Here is a 19,460-nt window from a genome sequence, read left to right on the forward strand (position 1 = left end):
GTAAATTTACAAAAAATTTAATGTCCTAATGTATCAGAAACTAACTCCTAAACAAAAAGCATTAACAATTAATCTAGATCCTACTATTTATGGTACTTTCGCGGAAATTGGAGCAGGGCAGGAGACTGTTCGGCATTTTTTTAGAGCAGGAGGCGCTTCGGGTACAATCGCTAAGGCGATGTCCGCTTATGACAAAGATTTTAGTGATGCGATCTATGGAAAAGAAGCTAAAAACAGGTATGTAACTCAGAACAGACTTCGTAAAATGCTTCGCTATGAAGTTGCCTTGATCGAAGAAAGAATTTCAAGAGAAAACAGCCCGAACAGAAAATTCTTTTCCTATGCCAATACGGTAACAACCATCAATTTTGATAAAACGCTTAAAGGCCACGGTTGGGTAGGAATCCGTTTTCAGGTAAAAGAAAACGAAGGCTATAACGAAATCGTTATCCACGTTAAGTTTAAAGAGAATGATGCTACATTACAGCAGGAGACTCTTGGAAATTTAGGGGTAAATCTGATCTTTGGAGCTTTTACATATTATGATAATCCACGAACCTTAATTGAGTCATTATATGACGACATAGCGACCGACAATCTGGAAATTGATATGATAGATTTCAGCGGGCCGGCGTTCGATTATGTGGATAACAGGCTGATGTCTTTACAACTGGTGAAAAACAATATGACGGATGCCGTTATTTTTAATAGCCAGGGTAATAATATGCTTCCTGCAGATATTTTATACAAGAAGAATATCTTTGCGGTAAGAGGAAGTTTCAGGCCGGTGACCAAAGTGAATATCGATATGCTGCAAAACGGTATTGATCTATTTATGAAGGATGCAGCCTGTACGGAAGAACAAACGGAAATCCTGATTGAAATTACCATTTCCAACCTTCGTGCTGATGGTGATATCGATGAAAGAGACTTTATGGACAGGGTGGATATCCTCGGTAAATTAGGATATACTGTAATTGTATCGAACTTCTCCGAATATTACCGATTGATCGATTATTTTGCCTCATATACAAGCGGAAATATAGGAGTTGCGATGGGGGTAAATAACCTGTTGATGGTGTTTGACGAGAAATACTATAAGAATCTCTCAGGAGGAATCCTGGAAGCTTTTGGTAAATTTTTCCGTAACGGAATGAGGGTTTACCTATATCCATATAAGGATCCTGAAACTCATGAGTTGTTAGATTCATCAACGCTAAAAGTAGAGGAAAACTTAAAAGAGCTCTATAAATATTTCAAACTCAATAACCGTATCGTAGATATTGAAAACTATAATCCGGAATTCCTGGAAATATACTCCAGAGAAATATTGAGAAAAATTGCCTGCAATATCAAAGGCTGGGAAACTCAGGTTCCGGAAGGAGTTGCAGAAATGATCAAAGAGCGTGGAATGTTCGGTTATAAAGAAGAGCTTTCCTTCAAACAATTTTCTTAAAACAATAATATAATGTCAGAATTAAAGAAAAGACTTTCTTCTATTCTTGAAAGTCCAAAACATAATACAGAAGAAAAACTCCAGAAAGTTTGCCATCTGTTGGATCAGGAGATCTCCTATTTCAACTGGACAGGTTTCTATTTTAAAAATGGAGATAAAGAAGAATTGATATTGGGTCCTTATGTAGGAGCAGAGACAGATCACACCATCATCCCTTATGGGAAAGGAATTTGCGGACAGGTTGCTGTTTCCAATGAAACGTTTGTGGTTCCTGACGTTCATCAGGAATCTAATTATTTAAGCTGTTCGATAGATACAAAGGCAGAAATTGTGGTTCCTATCTTTAAAAATGGTGAAAATGTAGGGCAGATCGATATCGATTCCCACACAATAGATCCGTTTACCAGTGAAGACCGCGAATTATTGGAATGGCTTTGTAATGAAGTTTCAAAGATCCTTTAATCGATCACATCTATAAAAATATAACTCCGGAATTCAAGCCGGAGTTTTTTATTTTATGTCTGAAATCATGGTGTAGGATAACTGTACTCTATGGCATTTTATAAATCAATTTCAGCTACCAGTTCCTTAAAGTAGTTCCCACATTTTGCAATATGGGTCCCATACCAGGAGAAAGCTTCTCCATCTACGATGATTATTTTTTTATCAGGGTAATATTCCTTTAATTCTGCAATATGTTTTTCTTTAAAAGGGAAAGGTTCTGATGAAAGCATGATCAGGTCTGTATCCGCCAGGTCCTGAATGGTTACCTCCGGATAACGGGTTTTATCTTTAAAACTGTTTTCAATACCTATTTCCGTCAAGATCCTGTGAATAAAAGTATCCGCACCCACTGTCATATAAGGGTTTTTCCAGATGAGATAGGCAGCCTTGATCTTAGAGCTGATTTTAGTCTGATTTAAAACCTCGTAGATCTTTAGATTATAGGCTTTAGCCCTTTCTTCTTTTTGAAAGATATTGCCCAGAGTTTTCAGTAGATAATAATTGTCTTCAATAGTTTCAACGTTGGTTACAACCACTTTGAAATCTTCCATCAAAGCCTCTACCTGTTCTTTGATATTTTCTTCTTTATTGGCAAGGATAAGGTCCGGTTGCAGACCTTTAATCTTTTCGATATTCAGATTTTTTGTTCCACCGATAACGGGAACGTTTTTGATTTTGTCTTTGGGATGAATACAGAATTTTGTTCTTCCGATAATCTCATTTTCAGTTAAACCCAAATCAAATAAAGCCTCAGTAATAGAGGGTACCAGAGAAATAACTTTCATTTTTAGACTTTGCCTAAAATTACAAAAGTTTACCGGTTAAGAAAAGTCCGGCTACGGAAAAGTAAATAATTAATCCTGTAACATCCACTAAGGTAGCTACAAAAGGAGCAGATGATGTTGCAGGGTCGAGTTTTAATTTCTTTAGAATAAAAGGAACCATCGAACCGGAAAGTGTTCCCCAAAGCACAATCAATACCAGGGAAACGGCCACGCTTAAACCTACATATACCCAGTGAGCACCATAGCTGAAGAACCCGGCTTCATGCCAGATCATGATCCTTAAAAATCCGATAAGGCCAAGTATTCCTCCGAGGAACAACCCGGTAAAGATTTCTTTCCTCATTACATACCACCAGTCTTTTAATCCGATTTCCTGAAGTGCCATCGCCCGGATGATAAGCGTTGCAGCCTGTGAGCCGGAGTTTCCACCACTGGAGATAATTAATGGGACAAATAATGCCAGTACAACGGCTTTTTGAATTTCATCCTCGAAATATCCCATTGCCGAGGCAGTAAGCATTTCGGAAAAGAATAATATGATCAGCCACATTCCTCTTTTTTTGACCATTTCAATGAGGGAAGTCTGGGTGTATGGTAAATCAAGAGCTTCAAGACCCCCAAATTTCTGGATATCTTCGGTGTTCTGCTGTTCGATCTGGTCAAGGATATCATCGATGGTTACAATCCCTACAAGGACTCCTGATTCCGTGATAATGGGAAGTGCGGTGCGGTCATATTTTTCGAAATAGGTAACTGCATCCTCTTTTGAGGTCATTGTGGTAATGGCAACAAAGTGGTTATCCGTTAATTCCGAAACAAGAGTATCTTCTTCTGCCAGTAATAGACTACCAAGCGCTAAATCGTCAATGAGACGGTTCCTTTCATCTACTACATACAGATGGTTCATTGTTTCCACCCTTTTTCCTACTTTCTTGATCTGCTGTAAACATTTTTTCACTGTCCATTCCTTACGGATCTGGATGTAATACGGAGTCATCAGACGGGCAATGGAGTCGGAATGGTATCCTAAAAGCTTTAATGCAATCCTCCTTTCCTGTGGGTTAAGATGATTGATTGAATACTTAATAAGCTCATCAGGAAAATCTTCAAACAGGGCAGTCCTGTCATCCGGAGTCATCGCATTCAGGATCTCTGAAACTTCATCACTACCGATACTTCTGATCGTTTCCTCCTGGAAATCAGGATCAAGATGGGAGAAAACCTCTGCTTTGTATTCTTTAGGAACCTTTAAAAACGCCAGGAGCCTCTCATCAGCAGGAAGGTTGCTAAGAGTTTCGGCAATATCGGCAGGATTTAAGATAAGTTCGTCAGTATAATTCAAAGCGTGAGATTTTAGGATATGCAAAAATAATTCAATTTTTTAAAATTGACCAATGATGTGACAAAATTAAGGATTTATTAAAGTTTTACACCTGTATTGAATGGCTATGACATTTTATCAATAAAAAAACATCCGCTTATTGCGGATGTCCGGTGAAATTTTAAATTTCATACTCTGTATTTTATTCTATAGGTTCACAGTTCGGTATATCGGAAGCAATACACATTCCGCCGGAGCAGCACTCCCCGAAGCCACACTGTGATGAGTTCTTACATTTCGTTATCGGACCAGCGCCTTTTATTTCCTTTTGTTGATTCCGGTTTAGTTTTTTAAGATTTTTCATAGCAGTTTTAATTTTAGTTTTGTTTCAGTTAAGCCTCAATGCATGCAGTTGGTACGCATATGTTATTGCAACACCATGCTCCAAAACATTGGGAATGGTCTGTACATCTTTTAAGAGCTCCTCCGTTAATTGCTTTTTGTTCCTGTCTGTTGAGTTTTTTAAGATTTTTCATGGTAAATAGTGTTTAAATTATACATTCTGTGGTTAATGATATTAAAATTCTAAGCATGCATCGATAACACATGTGCCATTGCAACACCATCCTCCAAAGCATTGCGAATGATCGTTGCATCTTATAAGGCCTCCACCTTTAATTGCCTTTTGTTCCTGTCGGTCTAATTTTTTTAAATTTTTCATAGTATGTAGGTTTTAATGAATGACTAATTTAATAAAAAATCATTTATTATTCACATTATTGTAGAGTTATTTGTCTGTTGAATATTTTTTTTATCTATTGAGGCAGAGTTTGTTAACGATAAAAAAAACACCTGCGAATATCGCAGGTGTAATAATGAATTTAAAAAATGAAGAGATTTATTTTCTATAATTAAAATTTTATCAGATTAACAAGATGAAATGTTCGATAGATGAATAAGGCAATGTATTAAAACATATTTGCCCTCTTTATGCAGATTTATTGAAGTATTTCATGGTGTGTTAATTTTTAGTTTATGACTAAATTAACAAAAATAGTTGAATTATTCACAAATAATTTTAAAAATTTTTATCAAAATTTATTAAAATTGTGATATATAATGAATTATGAAAAAAAATAGAATTGTTAGAATCCTGCTTCTGAGGAAGGTTTTATTTTTCTTAGTTTCCTAAGAATCGCTTTTATAGCTCCGTTTGTTCCGATTTTTATAGAATTCTCTGCAGAACCCAGAAGACGCATATTTTTCCTGTAGGTATCATAGTCGGATTCTGTAATAAGGTTGCCGGTTGCGTCAAAAAGTTTCATACTCACAACAACCTGGTTGGAGAACACATACTTTCCAATTCCCACTTTAAAGTATTTAACTTTCGGAACGACGGCAAAATCAGCATCATTGTTGAAGCAGTAATCAGCAATCGTCTGTGAATCTACGCTGTCAAATGGAATCTGGATTTCGGTACGCAGCATTTTATTCTTTTTATAGCCGCTTAAGTTATCCGAAACAGCACTGAAAAATGCATGATTGGTAGGTTCTTTTATTTCATCAATATCAGGCTCTACCTCGGGATTGAAGTATAAAACCTTTTTTATCCTGTCTTCAGAAGAAGCACCCTTTTGTGCTTTCACTGAAACAATACTGATCAATAAAAAAATGGAAACCGTGGTAAAAAGTAAAGTTTTTCTCATTTGTCTTCGTTTGCAAAATTACTCTCTTTTAATGGGATGGCATACATTTTATTAAGAAATTTTTAACATTTTTTTCTATCAATTTTGATATATGAAATCAATAATGTTTTGCAGGATTAAAAATTAGTCGTACTTTTGCACCCGTTACATAATAATCATTAAACAATATTGGAATGTACTTAACAACAGAAAAAAAGCAGGAAATTTTCTCAAAACACGGGAAATCTGCACAGGACACAGGAAGTGCTGAAGGGCAAGTAGCTCTTTTCACTTACAGAATCAATCACTTATCTCAACACTTAAAGGCGAACCGTCACGATTTTGCAACGGAAAGATCTTTGGTGAAATTAGTAGGTAAAAGAAAAAGTTTACTAGATTACCTTAAAAATAAAGATATCGAAAGATACAGAGCAATTATTGCTGAACTAGGTTTAAGAAAATAGTCTACAAGATTTTCAAAAAATAAAAAGCAACTTCTCACGAGGTTGCTTTTTTATTTTAACAATAAATTTAAATTTAGTTAATAATATTATTAATTTATACCAAATGAATACTTAGATTTGCCAATCTTAAACTAAACTGATGTTTTTAAGGCATTTCTACTTGATTGTATCCGGCCTTATTTCTGCTTGCTGCTATTCGCAGGAAAATGAAATACCAAGACCATCTTCATTCGTTCTGTCTGGCGGATTCGAATATGGTAATATTCTACGGACTAACGAACCGTTAAAAGGATACAAGAATACTAATTATACCGGCTATTCTGTTCAGATCCTTAAACAAACTGCAGGTAATAAACATTGGGAAAAACAATATAATTATCCTCAATATGGTATTGGATTCTTTGCTTTCGATTTTCTTGATAATAAAGAGATGGGATCACCATTTGGAATATATGGTGTCTACAATGCGAAACTCGGACAATGGGGAAAACTGAAGTGGTATCACCATGTAGATTTTGGAATTGCTTTTAATTCAAATCCATTCGATGAGGATCATGGATATTACAACACGTCTTTAGGATCCGGAACAAATATGTTCATCAGTTTGGGTACGGGAATGTATTATGAACTCGGTCGTCATTTTGACATCGGACTGAATCTGAAATTCAATCATCTTTCGAACGGGTCATTAAAGTTTCCGAACAAAGGATTGAATACTTTTGCTCCACAGATCAGCCTTGTTTATTATCCCGAAAGAGCAGTTCCGCGAACCAATGATTCAATTTCATTTAACACAAAGAAATATAACACCCTTGAAGTTTCGGCTTTCGGAGGGCGGAAAAATATTTTTTACAGGGGCGGACAACGTGAGGAATTGAAAAAACTTTATGAAGGTTTTAATTATTCCGTTTATGGGGTAGAAGCTTTTTATATGCATCAATATTCTTCTAAGTCGGCGTATGGACTTGGAGTGGGCATTACTCATGACGAACAGTACAACCACACCATGTATGTGGCTGATAGTACACTTTACCAGCAAAAACGTTTTTCACATGATAAGTTATTGTTTAGTGTAATTCCTTCTTACAGGTTGATCATCGGTAAATTGAATGTGAATGTAGGAGCTGGTTATTATCTGTTTAAGAAAGAACGTAAATACGACAGCCCTGCTTTTTTTCAAAAAATAGGATTACAGTACCAGATCACAGATCGCCTCTTTGCTTCTTTTGGGATCAATGCGTATGACCTGCACATTGCAGACTATCTTGAATGGAGGATCGGATATACTTTTTCCAGAAGGGAAAGAAGATAGGGATCTGTATATATGCTCACAAAAAAAGCTTCATTTAAAATATTCCTTTACTGTGAAATGGATCATTTTAAATGAAGCCGTATTATTTTATTCTGTATTTTAATTAATGCCCTGACTTTGCTTCCGTGCTTTTCACATGTCCCAGATACCGGGTGCAGTAAGCTCCGAAAATAAGGATAACCAGATAACAGAATACAGGAATAATAAAGGAATGTTGTACTCCGAACTGATCAGCAAGGTATCCCTGGAAAATAGGAACAATGGCACCTCCCAGAATTGCCATAACTACTAAAGATGATCCCTGGCTTGTGTATTTTCCCAGCCCGGAAATAGCAAGCGTGTAAATATTGGAGAACATGATTGAATTGAAAATTCCTATTCCTAAAATACTGTACATCGCCAGTTCACCATGATTGACCATTGCTGAGATGAGCAATGCGACATTTACAGCGGCAAAAATAGATAGCGTCCTTGCAGGAGCAGCTTTACCTACAAAGAATGCAACGAAATTAAGTACGATAAATACAAGGAAAAAGCTGATCTGCGAAAATGTAAGATTAACGATACTGAAGATCACCAGGAAAACCAAGCTAGCGGCACCTGCCATATAAATGGCTTTTCTTCCCTGACTGATAGACTGGTTCAATGAAATAGCACCAAGAAAACGGCCGATCATAGCTCCTCCCCAATACAGGGAAAGGTAATTCTTACTGATGATTTCATTAAAGCCCATTACCTGGGGCTGTTCCAGGAAACTGATAATAAAGCTGCCCACAGCAACTTCTCCTCCTACATAGCAGAACATTGCAAAAACGCCAAATTTAAGATGGCTGAATTCCAATGCTCCCCAACCTTTTACGATTTCTTCCTCTGCCGTCTGGAAAGAAGGTAGTTTTACTCTTGAAATCAGTAAGGCAACCAGTAACAGGATAGCTGCAAAAATAAGATAAGGAATCCTGGTGGCTACGGCACTGAATGATCCGTCCGGAGCCGAGAAGAATTCGAAAATAAGATGTCCGCCCAGCACCGGGGCTATGGTGGTTCCGAATGCGTTGAATGCCTGGGTCATGTTCAAACGGCTTGAGGCAGATTCTTCGCTTCCCAATAAAGAAACATATGCATTGGCCGTGATCTGTAATACGGTAAACCCTAATCCTAAAATAAACAAAGCTCCAAGAAATAAAGGATAATAAGAAAAAGTAGCCGCAGGATAAAATAAAATACATCCGAAAGCTGCCAGGAAAATACCGAAGATGATTCCTTTTTTATAGCCTACTTTATTAATTGGGTCTCCTTTGGAGATAGAAATAAAGAAATAGATTAATGAGCCGATGAAATAGGCGCCGAAGAAGCAAAACTGAACGAGCATAGATTCAAAGAAAGTGAGGCTGAAAAGCTGTTTCAGATAAGGAATCAGGATATCATTCATACAGGTAATAAACCCCCACATAAAAAATAACAAGGTAATGGTGATCAAAGGAACCGTATAATTCCTGTTTTGCGACTTTACTTCTTTATTAATCATAAACATTTATTTAAAAGAAAGAGATGATAATACGCTCCTTCAATGGGTTATAAAAAGATGAATTTTTTAATGTGTTTTTCCCGGAAGAAAATAGATTTAAAAAACAGGGCAAATATAGGGGAACAACTTTTTTTTCTGCAACTTTTAAGAGGCTTTTTATGTTAATTTTATCTTTAAATACAATTATTATCTCTAATTGAGACAAAAACAAAGCTGAAATAAACTGATGTTGAAAAATAAAAGGCTGAAAAGTAGAGTTATAGGAGTAATAGATTCGTTGAGGAACATCCTTAAATTCTTTGTCGTTTTTTCTGATCAGGCAATTTTTTAGACGCTCAAATAAGTGATTGAAGGATAGTTGATTACTTCCCATGCCTCTTTTCTTTTTTATAGTGCCAGTTACCGGGAAAATAGTTTATCTTTGCAAACAAAATTTAGACGAATTTATATCAATCACACTCAATACGGAGTGTTTAAACAAAATTATTTATGAGTATACCTCAAGCGTTTACAGAAACGATTACTCTTGCAGACGGCAGAGAAATCACTATTGAAACAGGTAAATTAGCAAAACAGGCTGATGGTTCTGTAGTAGTAAAAATGGGTGGAACAATGCTTTTAGCAACTGTTGTAGCCAATAAAGAAGCTAATCCTGGTGTAGATTTCTTACCATTAACAGTAGATTACAGAGAAAAATTCTATGCAGGAGGAAAAATTCCTGGAAATTTTTTCCGTAGAGAAGCAAGACCTTCAGATCAGGAAATTTTAACCATGCGTTTGGTGGACAGAGTCCTTCGTCCGCTTTTCCCTGAAGATTTCCATGCGGAAGTTCAGGTAATGATTTCCCTGATTTCTTACGATGGACAATCTATTCCTGATGATTTGGCAGGTTTGGCGGCTTCTGCTGCAATTGCTATTACCGATATCCCTTTCAACGGACCGATGTCTGAAGTGAGAGTGGTAAGATTTGACGGAAAATTAGCGATCAATCCACGATATGAAGATCTTAAAGATTCTGAGCTGGATATTATGGTTGGAGCTACCAAAGACTCGATCGTAATGGTAGAAGGAGAGATGAAAGAAATTTCTGAGCAGGAAATGCTGGAAGCGATCATCTTTGCACATGCCGAAATTAAAAAGCAAATTGAAGCTCAGGAAAGACTTGCTGAAAAAGTAGGTAAAGCTTTCCCGAAAAGAGAATACAACCACGAAATTCATGACGAAGATATTCGTGAGAAAGTGTGGAAAGAAACATATGATAAAGTATACGAAGTTGCCAAGCAACCTTCAGGTAAAGAAGAAAGAGGAGAGAAATTCAAAGCTGTTCTTGAGGAGTTTTTAGCACAATATGTTGATAATCCTGAAGAACTGGAAAGAGTATCACCTTTCGCAAAAGTATATTATCATGATGTAGAAAAAGAGGCTATGCGTCAGATGATCCTTGAAGACAACATCCGTCTTGACGGTCGTGATCCTAAAACGATCCGTCCGATCTGGTCGGAAATTGATTATCTTCCTGGAGCGCACGGTTCCGCAATTTTCACAAGAGGAGAAACACAATCATTAACAGCTGTAACTTTAGGATCTGTAAAAGATGCGAATATGGTAGACAGCGTGATGGCGAATTATGACGAGAAATTCTTCCTTCATTATAACTTCCCTCCGTTCTCAACAGGTGAAGCCAGACCTTTAAGAGGAACTTCTAGAAGAGAAGTAGGACACGGAAATCTTGCTCAGAGAGCTTTACAGGCTGTAATTCCTGAAGAAAATCCATACACGATCAGAATTGTTTCTGATATCCTGGAATCTAACGGTTCTTCTTCTATGGCAACTGTTTGCGCTGGAACATTAGCATTAATGGATGCCGGAGTACAGATTACAAAACCGGTTTCCGGAATTGCGATGGGACTTATTACCGATACTAAATCCGGGAAATTTACGGTACTTTCCGATATCCTTGGGGATGAAGATCACCTGGGAGATATGGACTTTAAAGTAACGGGTACGGCAGAAGGAATCACGGCTTGTCAGATGGACATTAAAATCCAGGGGCTTTCTATGGATATCATGGAGCAGGCTTTAATGCAGGCTAAAGAAGGAAGATTACATATCCTTAATAAAATTACGGAAACAATTGCTGAGCCTAGAGCTGATGTTAAGCCTCATGCACCGAAAATGGTGGTTATGGAGATTGCAAAAGACTTTATTGGTGCAGTGATCGGACCTGGTGGAAAAATCATTCAACAATTACAAAAAGATACGGATACTGTTATTGCTATTGAAGAAATAGGCGAGATCGGACGTATTGAAATTGCAGGAACAGACAGAGAGAAAATCAATGCAGCTGTTGCGAAGATCAATGAAATTACTTTCGTACCGGTAGTAGGGGAAGTATACAAAGGGAAAGTAGTGAAAGTAATGGATTTCGGAGCTTTTGTAGCGATTGCAAAAGGTACGGAAGGTCTTCTTCACATTTCTGAGATCGAATGGTCACGTCTTGATAAAGTTCCTTACGCTGAAGGAGATGAAGTAGAAGTGAAGTTTATGGGTTACGATGACCGTAAGAAAATGAAATTATCCCGTAAAGTTTTATTACCAAGACCTCCAAAGCCGGAGCAAAAACCGAGACAGGAAAGACCTGAAGGTGGTAAACCTGCAGCGCAAGCGCCAAAGGAAAATGAAAAGCCTTCAACTGAAGCATAAGATATAGCTTTTAATAGCATAAAAAATCCCTCCACAAGAGGGATTTTTCTTTTGGGATAATCCTGATTCATTATATAGTTTTAAATAACCGGTCAACTTCTTTTTGAGAAAATGCATCGGGGCATACTTTGTAAAACTCTTTAAGAAGATCCGTACTTGCAGGCTTTTTAGGGTATTGATTATGTAAAAGAAAATTCTTGAGTGCCTGATTTACCCTTTCTTCACCAAGCAGCTCACTTAGTTTCACCATCGCTACTGCACCTTTGGAATAGGCGATATGAGGTTCCTCTCCGGTTGCTTTGTAAATGGGCTTGTTTTCCGATAATCCTTTTTCGTTATCATAGATCTGCTGATGCATTTCTATTCTGTCGAGCATTTTTTGTTTTCCATGCATCTTCTTATACAGCATCATTTCAGTATACATGGCTAAGGTTTCCGTAAGCATTACAGAACCTTCCCTGTCATCGGGATCAATCTGGTTGTTGCCCCACCATAAATGGGAAAGTTCATGTCCTGCCAGTTCATTAATCACATCCTGTTTTTTATCTGAATGAATATTCGCATGAAAGATCATGTCTTCAGGCATAAAGATCGCTGACGGATAGGCTGTGGCTGCAAAACCTTTTGTATAAGAAGAAATTTCAGCGAAGTTGACTGATTGGAACGGATATTTTCCAAAATTGCGCATACAATAATCTAAAGTCAGTTTCGCATTATTAATTAAATGAAAGACATTTTCACTATGATTTGCATGATAAAAGACATTGATCAAAATACCTCTATACCTGACACTTTTACGATTATAGTCAGCAGAGGAAACGGCAAAACGAAATGGAATGCCTCTGGCTGCGTATTGAAAATATTTTCTTTTATCCTGTGTCCATTCTTTAATTAAATCTCCGGTTCCGACTGCTGTCTGATCCTTTTCAGTTGAGACGGTCATCGTAAGATTAATAAAATCATTCAGGAATATTTCTGGAGCTTCCGGTTTCTTAAGGCCAGATGTTTTGCCCAATTTATAATCCATTCTTTGTTTCTCATCCTGAAGTTCATAACTTTTTTGATAGCCAATACTTGGATAATATCTGCTTATCCGCATAAACGAACCGTTTTTAATAACAGCATTGAATGAATCGTGTCCGTTTACTGCATACCATTGATAGGAGAGTGTGAAATTTAAGGTTGCAGTCTCATTGGGCTGTAATGGCCGGTTTAAATATATTGCTCCAGTTTCTGTACGGATCTTTACAGACTCGGAAGAAGTAGTAAGAACAGCAGATTGGATTTTCAGACTCGGATGGAAGTTAAATAAAATTTTATCAATAGCTTTGGTTGTGATATTGGTAATAGTATATTTCCCTTCAATTATATAAGAAGATTCGGACGGGAAAAGCTTGATTTCTGTGCTGACATCTGTTATTACAGGCTGAGGGAGTTGTTCAAAGATCTTGAATTTTTTTTCGTACAGAACAGCCTTAGCAATTGATTCTTCTTTATTCTGAGGAATGTATCCTTTCATAAAATGATATCCCCTAAAAATACCGGCTGCTAAAAGAATAGCGATACCCAACCATTGATTTTTATTCCATTTTTTTGTAGCAACAGATATGTTAAGGATCCATAGAAACGCAACCACACATATTCCAAAGAAGAGTCTTTCAGCAAATGCTGTTGTATAGATTCCATAACCGTTAAAGTCGCTGTAAACCCCTTTAAAATCTGAAAATATCCTCAGCAAAGGGTATGGAATAATCTTTTTCGAGGCCGGGCCTGCAAAAATAAAAACGGCAAGAACGGAAATTCCCAATGCAATGAACCTGTTTTTACTAAAGTCATTAATCAGCAATATAAAACCGGAAAATAACAGCAATGGTAACGTATTGAAAAGGATCGTGCCTGAATAGGCACTCCAGTCAATATGGAAATAATGGTAGCCAAGCTGGAAGGTCAGGCCTTCTATGATAAGGATACCTGTAAAAAAGAAAATGAGAATACCAGCGGAGAGAAGATGTCCGGATAATTTATTTTTTGAAAAGTGGGTGCTTTTTTCGATCAGGATAAATCCTGATGACTGACTTCTCCAATACAGGTCGTTAATGAAGTAGGTCATGATGAACAATCCGAGTAGATGGAAATTTTCTGAAATGGTTGTTGCCATGAGACCTGAGCTTGCATACTTTTGTGGTAAACGGATTCCTTTTTCAATTTCAGCATACATTTCCATACCAACTGCAAACAATAGCAATATAGAAACCGCAATAATGCTAACACTTTTAAAAAGGTAAATCAGATCGATTTCGGCAAAGGAAAGAATAGATCTGAAAGAGGCCCTGAATCCAAAATCTGATTCGGCAGTAATATAATCCGACAACACAATTTGAGGAGCGGAAAAAAGATCATTTTTCTTTCCTGATCCTTTATCTGAAGAGGTCGTAAAAGAAAATAAACGATAAGATAAAAATAAGAATAGTCCTGAAAATACAATAAAAATCAGCCTGTTTGTCAATAGATATCCTGAAAGAGGAGTGATAGAATGGTTCTTTTGGGTCACCGAAAATACTCTTGCCTCCAGGAAATAGGCAGATAATCCAAAGGGATCAGATAGTGCAGAGAGCTGCTGAGTCTCTATTGATTGAGGTAAGCTTCCTGCCATGAAAGGTGAATTGGAAAATAATAATACAACCATATACAGAACGTATAACAGCAGGCCGCCGGTTACTACCAGGAGCTTTCTTTTGGTACTGTAGGTAATGAAAAATAAAAAACTACAGACTAAGAGACAGTTGATGAATCCTAAAATCACTACCGGATATAGATAATACCAGAGATTGAAATAGGGCTGCATCTCACTTCCTGTCCTTGTATTTTGCCCGAGAATAAAGCCAATAATCAAAAACAGGAAGCTCAGGAAGGTTTGCAGGAAATAGTTCAGAAACTTTCCTTGCAGATATGTTCTTTTTGAAAGAGGTAAAGAAAACAGGATCATATCAAATTTCGAATCCCAATCCTTAAATAGCTGCTGACTTGCGTAGATAATCGCAAAAAATATAATAGAAAGGCTCAACATACCCACCATAAACCCGATGGAATAAGGTGAATTCAGATAAATACCTTCCCCGACAGTCAGGTTGAACTGGCTTCCGCAAAATATACCCAGAACGACTAAAGTGAAGGCAATAAGATAACTGAGCCAGTGCTTTATGTTGCGTCTGGCTTCAAATAAAAGTAATGAGTTCATGATTATGGTTTTTGAGTGAGGCTATAAAAGTATACATGTTCCAAAAGAGGAGGAACAGCAATGAAATCTTTTGGTTGATGGGTTGCAAAAGTCGTGATATACAGTTCCCTTTCGATCAGCTGTTGGCTGATGATCTCATGAGTTGCCTGATAATCTTCCCATTCATTTCTGTTGATCCGTTTTGACCAGATTTTATGTTCTAATTCTGAAATCAGGTCACCGGGTTTCCCTTTTCGGATAAGCTTTCCTTTATTGATAATAGCCATCTCAGAACATAAATTCCGGACATCTTCTACAAGATGAGTAGAAAGGATCACAATAACATCCTTGCTGATATCATTGAGTAAAGAATTAAAACGGTTGCGTTCTTCGGGATCCAGTCCTGCCGTAGGTTCGTCCACAATAATGATTTTAGGGTTTCCTAATAAAGCCTGGGCAACTCCAAAACGCTGTTTCATTCCGCCTGAAAAAGTATGGACTTCTTTGTTCCGGAAATCTGACAGGTTTACTTTTTCCAGCAATCCGGAAATCTGTCTTTTTCGAAAGGCATTGTCTTTTATTCCCTTTAAGATAGCAATGTGATGCAATAAGTCGTAAGCTGAAACTTTAGGATAAACTCCAAAATCCTGTGGTAAGAACCCGAGGTTTTGTCTTATAAAATCAGGCTCCCTGGAAATATCAATACCATTGAAAATAATATTTCCCGAACTGGATTTCTGGAGGCCAACGATGGTTTTCATTAAAGAGGACTTTCCGGCTCCGTTCGGACCCAGTAAACCGAACATGCCATTTCCTATTTCCAGTGAAATGTCTTTAATTGCCTGGAAGCCATTTTTATAGGTAAGGCTCAGGTGGTTAATGGATAATGTATTCATGATTTTGAATTTGGATAATACAATAGCTGGCAACGTTTCCGTTGCTTTTTTTATGATGTTGAAAAATAAGTTGTTGTATCTACTTACTAATTAATGAGCTGACAGTTAAAGGGTGTGAGTTGATAGATGAAAACTAAAGGCTAAGGTCATGGACACTTTCGCTTTCTTACCTATATCATGCATCTTTTATCTCGTTTCCACCATTATTCCCTATACTCTAAAATATCTCTCGGCTGGCATTCCAGAATTTTGCAGATAGCTTCGAGGGTATCAAAACGAACCCCTTTTGCCTTTCCCGTTTTCAGAATGGATAAATTGACAGGCGTGATTCCTAATTTTTCTGCCAATTCCTTACTCTGCATTTTTCGCTTGGCAAGCATGACATCTAAGTTGACTATAATTGGCATTTTATATAAATAGATCTTGTTCGTTTTGCAAATGTAGCCCTTGCCTGAAGATATTAGCAAGAAACAGGCAGAAAATTCCTAGCATGAAATGGATAAAAACCAATCCCCATATAATACTTTCGACCTCTGTAAAGAAACTTGCGATGATCACAAGCGGTAGTGGAAGGAAAATATTGTATAAGTAAAATCTTTTCAATTGTAAAATGTTTACCTCGGTAAATAATTGAGGTTGAAAGAACACTTTAAAAACTTTTGCTGAAAACCAGAAAAAAATACCATATGTCACTAAAACGGCCATGAAAGAGAATATAATGTAAGGATAATTGTTTTCAATGTTCAGAAATGGCTGTTCAGTAAAAGGATAATTGATATGTAAATATTGATCCTCTTTATAAGGAGTTACAGCAAAACCTGTATTCATACAGAAAAAGGAATAAAGTGCTGTAATAAGATATCCTCCTGATAATACCAGGCAGATATAATATAAAATTTTTGCAATAATTTTAGTTTGATTCATAGCATGATCATTAATTGATAATGCAAATGTATAATTAATTATCGTAAAACAATAATTAATTAAAAAAATATTTAAGAATAAAAAAGTCCTGATATATCAGGACTTGGAGTAATGTAGTGTTAATGAGCCATTTTTACGAATGATCTCGATTAACATGTATTGAACCCAAAGTAAATAAAAACAGCATATGTGCTAAACAACTATTTTCTGAGCAGTTACTTTGGGTATAATAATTAAATAATCGTAGCCCGCCAATAGTTTTTTTAGGGTGCCGGATTTTACGGAAGTCTTTTGTTTTTTTATTTCAGCATTGATCTTGGTAAGGTCAAAGAGGAGCCATTCATTTTCCTTATGAACCAGGCGATAGAAGGGTCTCAGAAAAAGAATGTATTCCGCATCATTATTTTCAGCAAAGAAAGATCCTGTTTTTCCATTTTTTTGAATAATGGCAATATGTAAGGACTTTTCGTGGTCTTTTTCGGCAAGATTAAATGCAACATTTCCTATATCAGGGCTATTTTGCAGTAGACTCTGATCTTTACCGGCATGACTGGCTCCAAACTTGAAAAGATTTCTTTTTCCTATTATTTTGTTCTGGTTTTCAAGAAGATTTTCCTTCATTGAAGCTATTTTCAGGAACTGAGATTCGTCTCCCTTTTGATTATTTTCTAGAGCATATATGGTATTGCTTTGTAGCAGCTTGTTTAAAGCCTTATGCTCATATTCAGACAAATCTAATTTTTGAATATCTGCAATACGGGTCCTGAAATCGTTGCAGAACAAATAGGGCTGGTTTTTGCTGTCATCAATAGTCCGATAACCCAGTCCTGACCTAAACGTGTTCCATCTCTCATTCGATTCTTTCAGTAAAGATTCATATTTTGCTTTTGCTATTTTATTGGATGTCCTTGCAATAAGCTCTCTGAAGATCACTGCATCAGAATTGTAATAAATCTGATCAAGGCCTATGACGTTTTTCTTATTTTGGAAAAAATAATCCAGAAGGTCATGGTCTTTGTTAAATGAGAAAAACGAAAATCTACCGTTAGAGCTGGAAACAATTGATTGGTATTCTTTATTTTTCTCGAAGTCTTTTTTAAGGATATCAATGGTAAGCTGATCTGCTTCCGTAATATAGTTGTCGAAGTTGATATTGTGAGTAAGATACGAAGTAAAATCCAGGACCTCATTATTAAGATGGTCTTCACCGATCAGAACATATTTGTGTTTAGCAATCGTTTCAGTCAGGTTACGAATTCCTTCACCGGAAAAATGATTATTCTCGAAATTTATGATTTGATAATGTTGTGAAGCAATTTTATTAACTAATGAATCTTGAGCCTGAATGGTACAGCCTAACAAGAAAACCGTTAAAAAATAGATTACTTTCATTATTTTTTTCACAAATTTAAATTTCTGTTTTACTCAAAAATTGTAAAAATGTAAAGGACCCGAAATGAATAGATAATATCTTTAAATAAAGTTGCCTTAGAAAAAGGCAACCTTATTTTCTTTTTGGTGGTTTATGAGTCTATACAACTCCCGGATCTTTATTTTGAATGATATAGCTTTTTCCTGATTTCGATGAGGTTCTGAGTTGTCCTTTCCAGATCCGGTGTGTCTTGTAGGTTAGAACTCGAATAATAATGCTGTATAGAAAGAACCAGGTTTTCAGCTTTTTCCATTACGTGATCATAAGATCTTTTTCCTGCTTTTATATCAAGTAACTCATCACGGTTCTCTACTCGGATCTGCATCGAACCTGTTTTTAGAATATGCTCGCAGGATTGCAGTAATCGGATGGTATGCATCATGTTTTTGCTGTCATAGTTCTGCCCATGAATCTGGTTGACATTGTAACGGTCCTCATTGCGCTCAGCTACCCATTTCCAATATTCCCTATAGTCTTTACAGTAAACAGAGTAGGCATCCAGATTGCAGAACAGATAAGCAGTTGGTTTTTCATCCTTAGGAACAGATGATACAGAAACCTGATTTGCCTCTTCATTCTGAATAATCCCCTTATATCCCAATGTTCCCGATTCATCGTAAAATAAAGCAAACATACCCTTAGTATGATCAATGCTTACCAATCCGCATTGTTCCTGTGAGAGACTATTCTGTCCTTCCGATACAGAAAATTCATGCAACCATTTTTTCAATGCAACGGAACCCTGTCCTGCAAGGATAAAACAGAAATCCAGGATGGATTTTCTTTCTTTATCAATCGGGTTTACAATCTTTTTATTAAGACCTTTTGCCTTTTTAATCTGTGAAACCGCATAACCTGCAAAGGTATCTTTACAGAGTTTTGACAGGAAATCCTCCGTTTTCAGCAGATCCATCAACGGATGTTTGTACAGGATGCAGTCTTCCGGACTTGCCAGAATTTCCAGGATATTGGGATTGTTCTTTTGCAGCAATTCTACAAATCTCCCGATTTCATAATAGGTAATATCATTGGTCTCATTGGAAATCTGGGGGATGTAGTTCAATCCAAAGAAATCCTCCTTGGGAAGGTAATAAACTCCCTTTATATCCGTGTCGGAACTCTCCGTTGCCAGCCCGAAAGCCCGGCTTCCGGAAATAGCTTCAAAAAGAAGAAGGTTTTTATTTTTAAGATCCTGAATCGTCATGATGGTGTATTATAATTGTCCGATTTTTTTAA

General features: G+C 36.7%; 19 protein-coding genes. 5 read left to right on the forward strand and 14 right to left on the reverse strand.

Annotated elements, in window-relative coordinates; all coding sequences use genetic code 11:
- Positions 1 to 28: 28 nt before the first annotated feature.
- Together G9C87_RS00750 and G9C87_RS00755 are read left to right on the forward strand one after the other, a co-directional pair.
- On the forward strand, positions 29 to 1,456 hold the full coding sequence (locus G9C87_RS00750; protein WP_172276883.1) for a TonB-dependent receptor: 1,428 nt from the start codon (positions 29 to 31) through the stop codon (positions 1,454 to 1,456).
- 12 nt (positions 1,457 to 1,468) lie between these two features.
- Positions 1,469 to 1,918, forward strand: a complete 450-nt coding sequence (locus tag G9C87_RS00755) for a GAF domain-containing protein (RefSeq protein ID WP_172276886.1) — start codon at positions 1,469 to 1,471, stop codon at positions 1,916 to 1,918.
- Between the two features lie 98 nt (positions 1,919 to 2,016).
- On the opposite strand, the gene G9C87_RS00760 is transcribed toward G9C87_RS00755, so the two are convergent.
- From G9C87_RS00760 to G9C87_RS00775, 6 genes are all read right to left on the reverse strand, one after another.
- Complete coding sequence (locus G9C87_RS00760; protein WP_172276889.1) at positions 2,017 to 2,745, reverse strand: ABC transporter substrate-binding protein; 729 nt, start codon at positions 2,743 to 2,745, stop codon at positions 2,017 to 2,019.
- Between the two features lie 19 nt (positions 2,746 to 2,764).
- Positions 2,765 to 4,087 carry a magnesium transporter gene (gene mgtE, locus G9C87_RS00765; RefSeq protein ID WP_172276892.1) on the reverse strand — a complete coding sequence of 441 codons (1,323 nt, stop codon included), beginning with the start codon at positions 4,085 to 4,087 and terminating at the stop codon, positions 2,765 to 2,767.
- A gap of 181 nt (positions 4,088 to 4,268) precedes the next feature.
- On the reverse strand, positions 4,269 to 4,430 hold the full coding sequence (locus tag G9C87_RS20975) for a bacteriocin-like protein (RefSeq protein ID WP_407933709.1): 162 nt from the start codon (positions 4,428 to 4,430) through the stop codon (positions 4,269 to 4,271).
- A 28-nt stretch (positions 4,431 to 4,458) separates the two neighbouring features.
- Positions 4,459 to 4,602 carry a bacteriocin-like protein gene (locus tag G9C87_RS00770; RefSeq protein WP_172276895.1) on the reverse strand — a complete coding sequence of 48 codons (144 nt, stop codon included), beginning with the start codon at positions 4,600 to 4,602 and terminating at the stop codon, positions 4,459 to 4,461.
- Positions 4,603 to 4,643: 41 nt separating this feature from the next.
- Positions 4,644 to 4,787: a bacteriocin-like protein gene (locus G9C87_RS20980; RefSeq protein ID WP_407933710.1), complete on the reverse strand. Its 144-nt coding sequence runs from the start codon at positions 4,785 to 4,787 to the stop codon at positions 4,644 to 4,646.
- A gap of 424 nt (positions 4,788 to 5,211) precedes the next feature.
- Positions 5,212 to 5,772: a pyruvate decarboxylase gene (locus G9C87_RS00775; RefSeq protein ID WP_172276898.1), complete on the reverse strand. Its 561-nt coding sequence runs from the start codon at positions 5,770 to 5,772 to the stop codon at positions 5,212 to 5,214.
- Between the two features lie 173 nt (positions 5,773 to 5,945).
- Here G9C87_RS00775 and rpsO point away from each other — a divergent pair, with 173 nt between their 5' ends.
- Both rpsO and G9C87_RS00785 read left to right on the forward strand, forming a co-directional pair.
- Entirely contained in the window at positions 5,946 to 6,215 is a 270-nt protein-coding gene (gene rpsO, locus G9C87_RS00780; RefSeq protein ID WP_172276901.1) for a 30S ribosomal protein S15, read from the forward strand.
- 139 nt (positions 6,216 to 6,354) lie between these two features.
- Positions 6,355 to 7,527 carry an acyloxyacyl hydrolase gene (locus G9C87_RS00785; protein WP_172276904.1) on the forward strand — a complete coding sequence of 391 codons (1,173 nt, stop codon included), beginning with the start codon at positions 6,355 to 6,357 and terminating at the stop codon, positions 7,525 to 7,527.
- Positions 7,528 to 7,630: 103 nt separating this feature from the next.
- On the opposite strand, the gene G9C87_RS00790 is transcribed toward G9C87_RS00785, so the two are convergent.
- The gene (locus G9C87_RS00790) at positions 7,631 to 9,052 is read right to left on the reverse strand and encodes a sugar MFS transporter (protein ID WP_172276907.1); all 1,422 of its coding nucleotides are present in this window, start codon (positions 9,050 to 9,052) and stop codon (positions 7,631 to 7,633) included.
- 10 nt (positions 9,053 to 9,062) lie between these two features.
- On the reverse strand, positions 9,063 to 9,425 hold the full coding sequence (locus G9C87_RS00795; protein ID WP_172276910.1) for a hypothetical protein: 363 nt from the start codon (positions 9,423 to 9,425) through the stop codon (positions 9,063 to 9,065).
- A 116-nt stretch (positions 9,426 to 9,541) separates the two neighbouring features.
- On the opposite strand from G9C87_RS00795, the gene G9C87_RS00800 reads away from it, so the two are divergent.
- Entirely contained in the window at positions 9,542 to 11,755 is a 2,214-nt protein-coding gene (locus G9C87_RS00800; protein WP_172276913.1) for a polyribonucleotide nucleotidyltransferase, read from the forward strand.
- Between the two features lie 70 nt (positions 11,756 to 11,825).
- Here the strand turns inward: G9C87_RS00800 and G9C87_RS00805 are convergent, their stop codons facing one another.
- The 6 genes from G9C87_RS00805 to G9C87_RS00830 all read right to left on the reverse strand — a co-directional run bounded on the left by G9C87_RS00805 (position 11,826) and on the right by G9C87_RS00830 (position 19,428).
- Complete coding sequence (locus tag G9C87_RS00805) at positions 11,826 to 14,993, reverse strand: ABC transporter permease/M1 family aminopeptidase (RefSeq protein WP_172276916.1); 3,168 nt, start codon at positions 14,991 to 14,993, stop codon at positions 11,826 to 11,828.
- Positions 14,994 to 14,995: 2 nt separating this feature from the next.
- Complete coding sequence (locus tag G9C87_RS00810; RefSeq protein ID WP_172276919.1) at positions 14,996 to 15,868, reverse strand: ABC transporter ATP-binding protein; 873 nt, start codon at positions 15,866 to 15,868, stop codon at positions 14,996 to 14,998.
- Positions 15,869 to 16,071: 203 nt separating this feature from the next.
- Complete coding sequence (locus tag G9C87_RS00815) at positions 16,072 to 16,275, reverse strand: helix-turn-helix domain-containing protein (RefSeq protein WP_172276922.1); 204 nt, start codon at positions 16,273 to 16,275, stop codon at positions 16,072 to 16,074.
- 1 nt (position 16,276) lies between these two features.
- The gene (locus G9C87_RS00820; RefSeq protein WP_172276925.1) at positions 16,277 to 16,792 is read right to left on the reverse strand and encodes a DUF2975 domain-containing protein; all 516 of its coding nucleotides are present in this window, start codon (positions 16,790 to 16,792) and stop codon (positions 16,277 to 16,279) included.
- Positions 16,793 to 16,984: 192 nt separating this feature from the next.
- Positions 16,985 to 18,184, reverse strand: a complete 1,200-nt coding sequence (locus G9C87_RS00825) for a hypothetical protein (RefSeq protein WP_172276928.1) — start codon at positions 18,182 to 18,184, stop codon at positions 16,985 to 16,987.
- Between the two features lie 158 nt (positions 18,185 to 18,342).
- Positions 18,343 to 19,428, reverse strand: a complete 1,086-nt coding sequence (locus G9C87_RS00830; protein ID WP_172276931.1) for a DNA polymerase beta superfamily protein — start codon at positions 19,426 to 19,428, stop codon at positions 18,343 to 18,345.
- Between the last annotated feature and the right edge of the window lie 32 nt (positions 19,429 to 19,460).

This window comes from Chryseobacterium sp. LAM-KRS1 (genome assembly GCF_013184525.1).
In the GTDB taxonomy this organism is placed as follows: domain Bacteria; phylum Bacteroidota; class Bacteroidia; order Flavobacteriales; family Weeksellaceae; genus Chryseobacterium; species Chryseobacterium proteolyticum.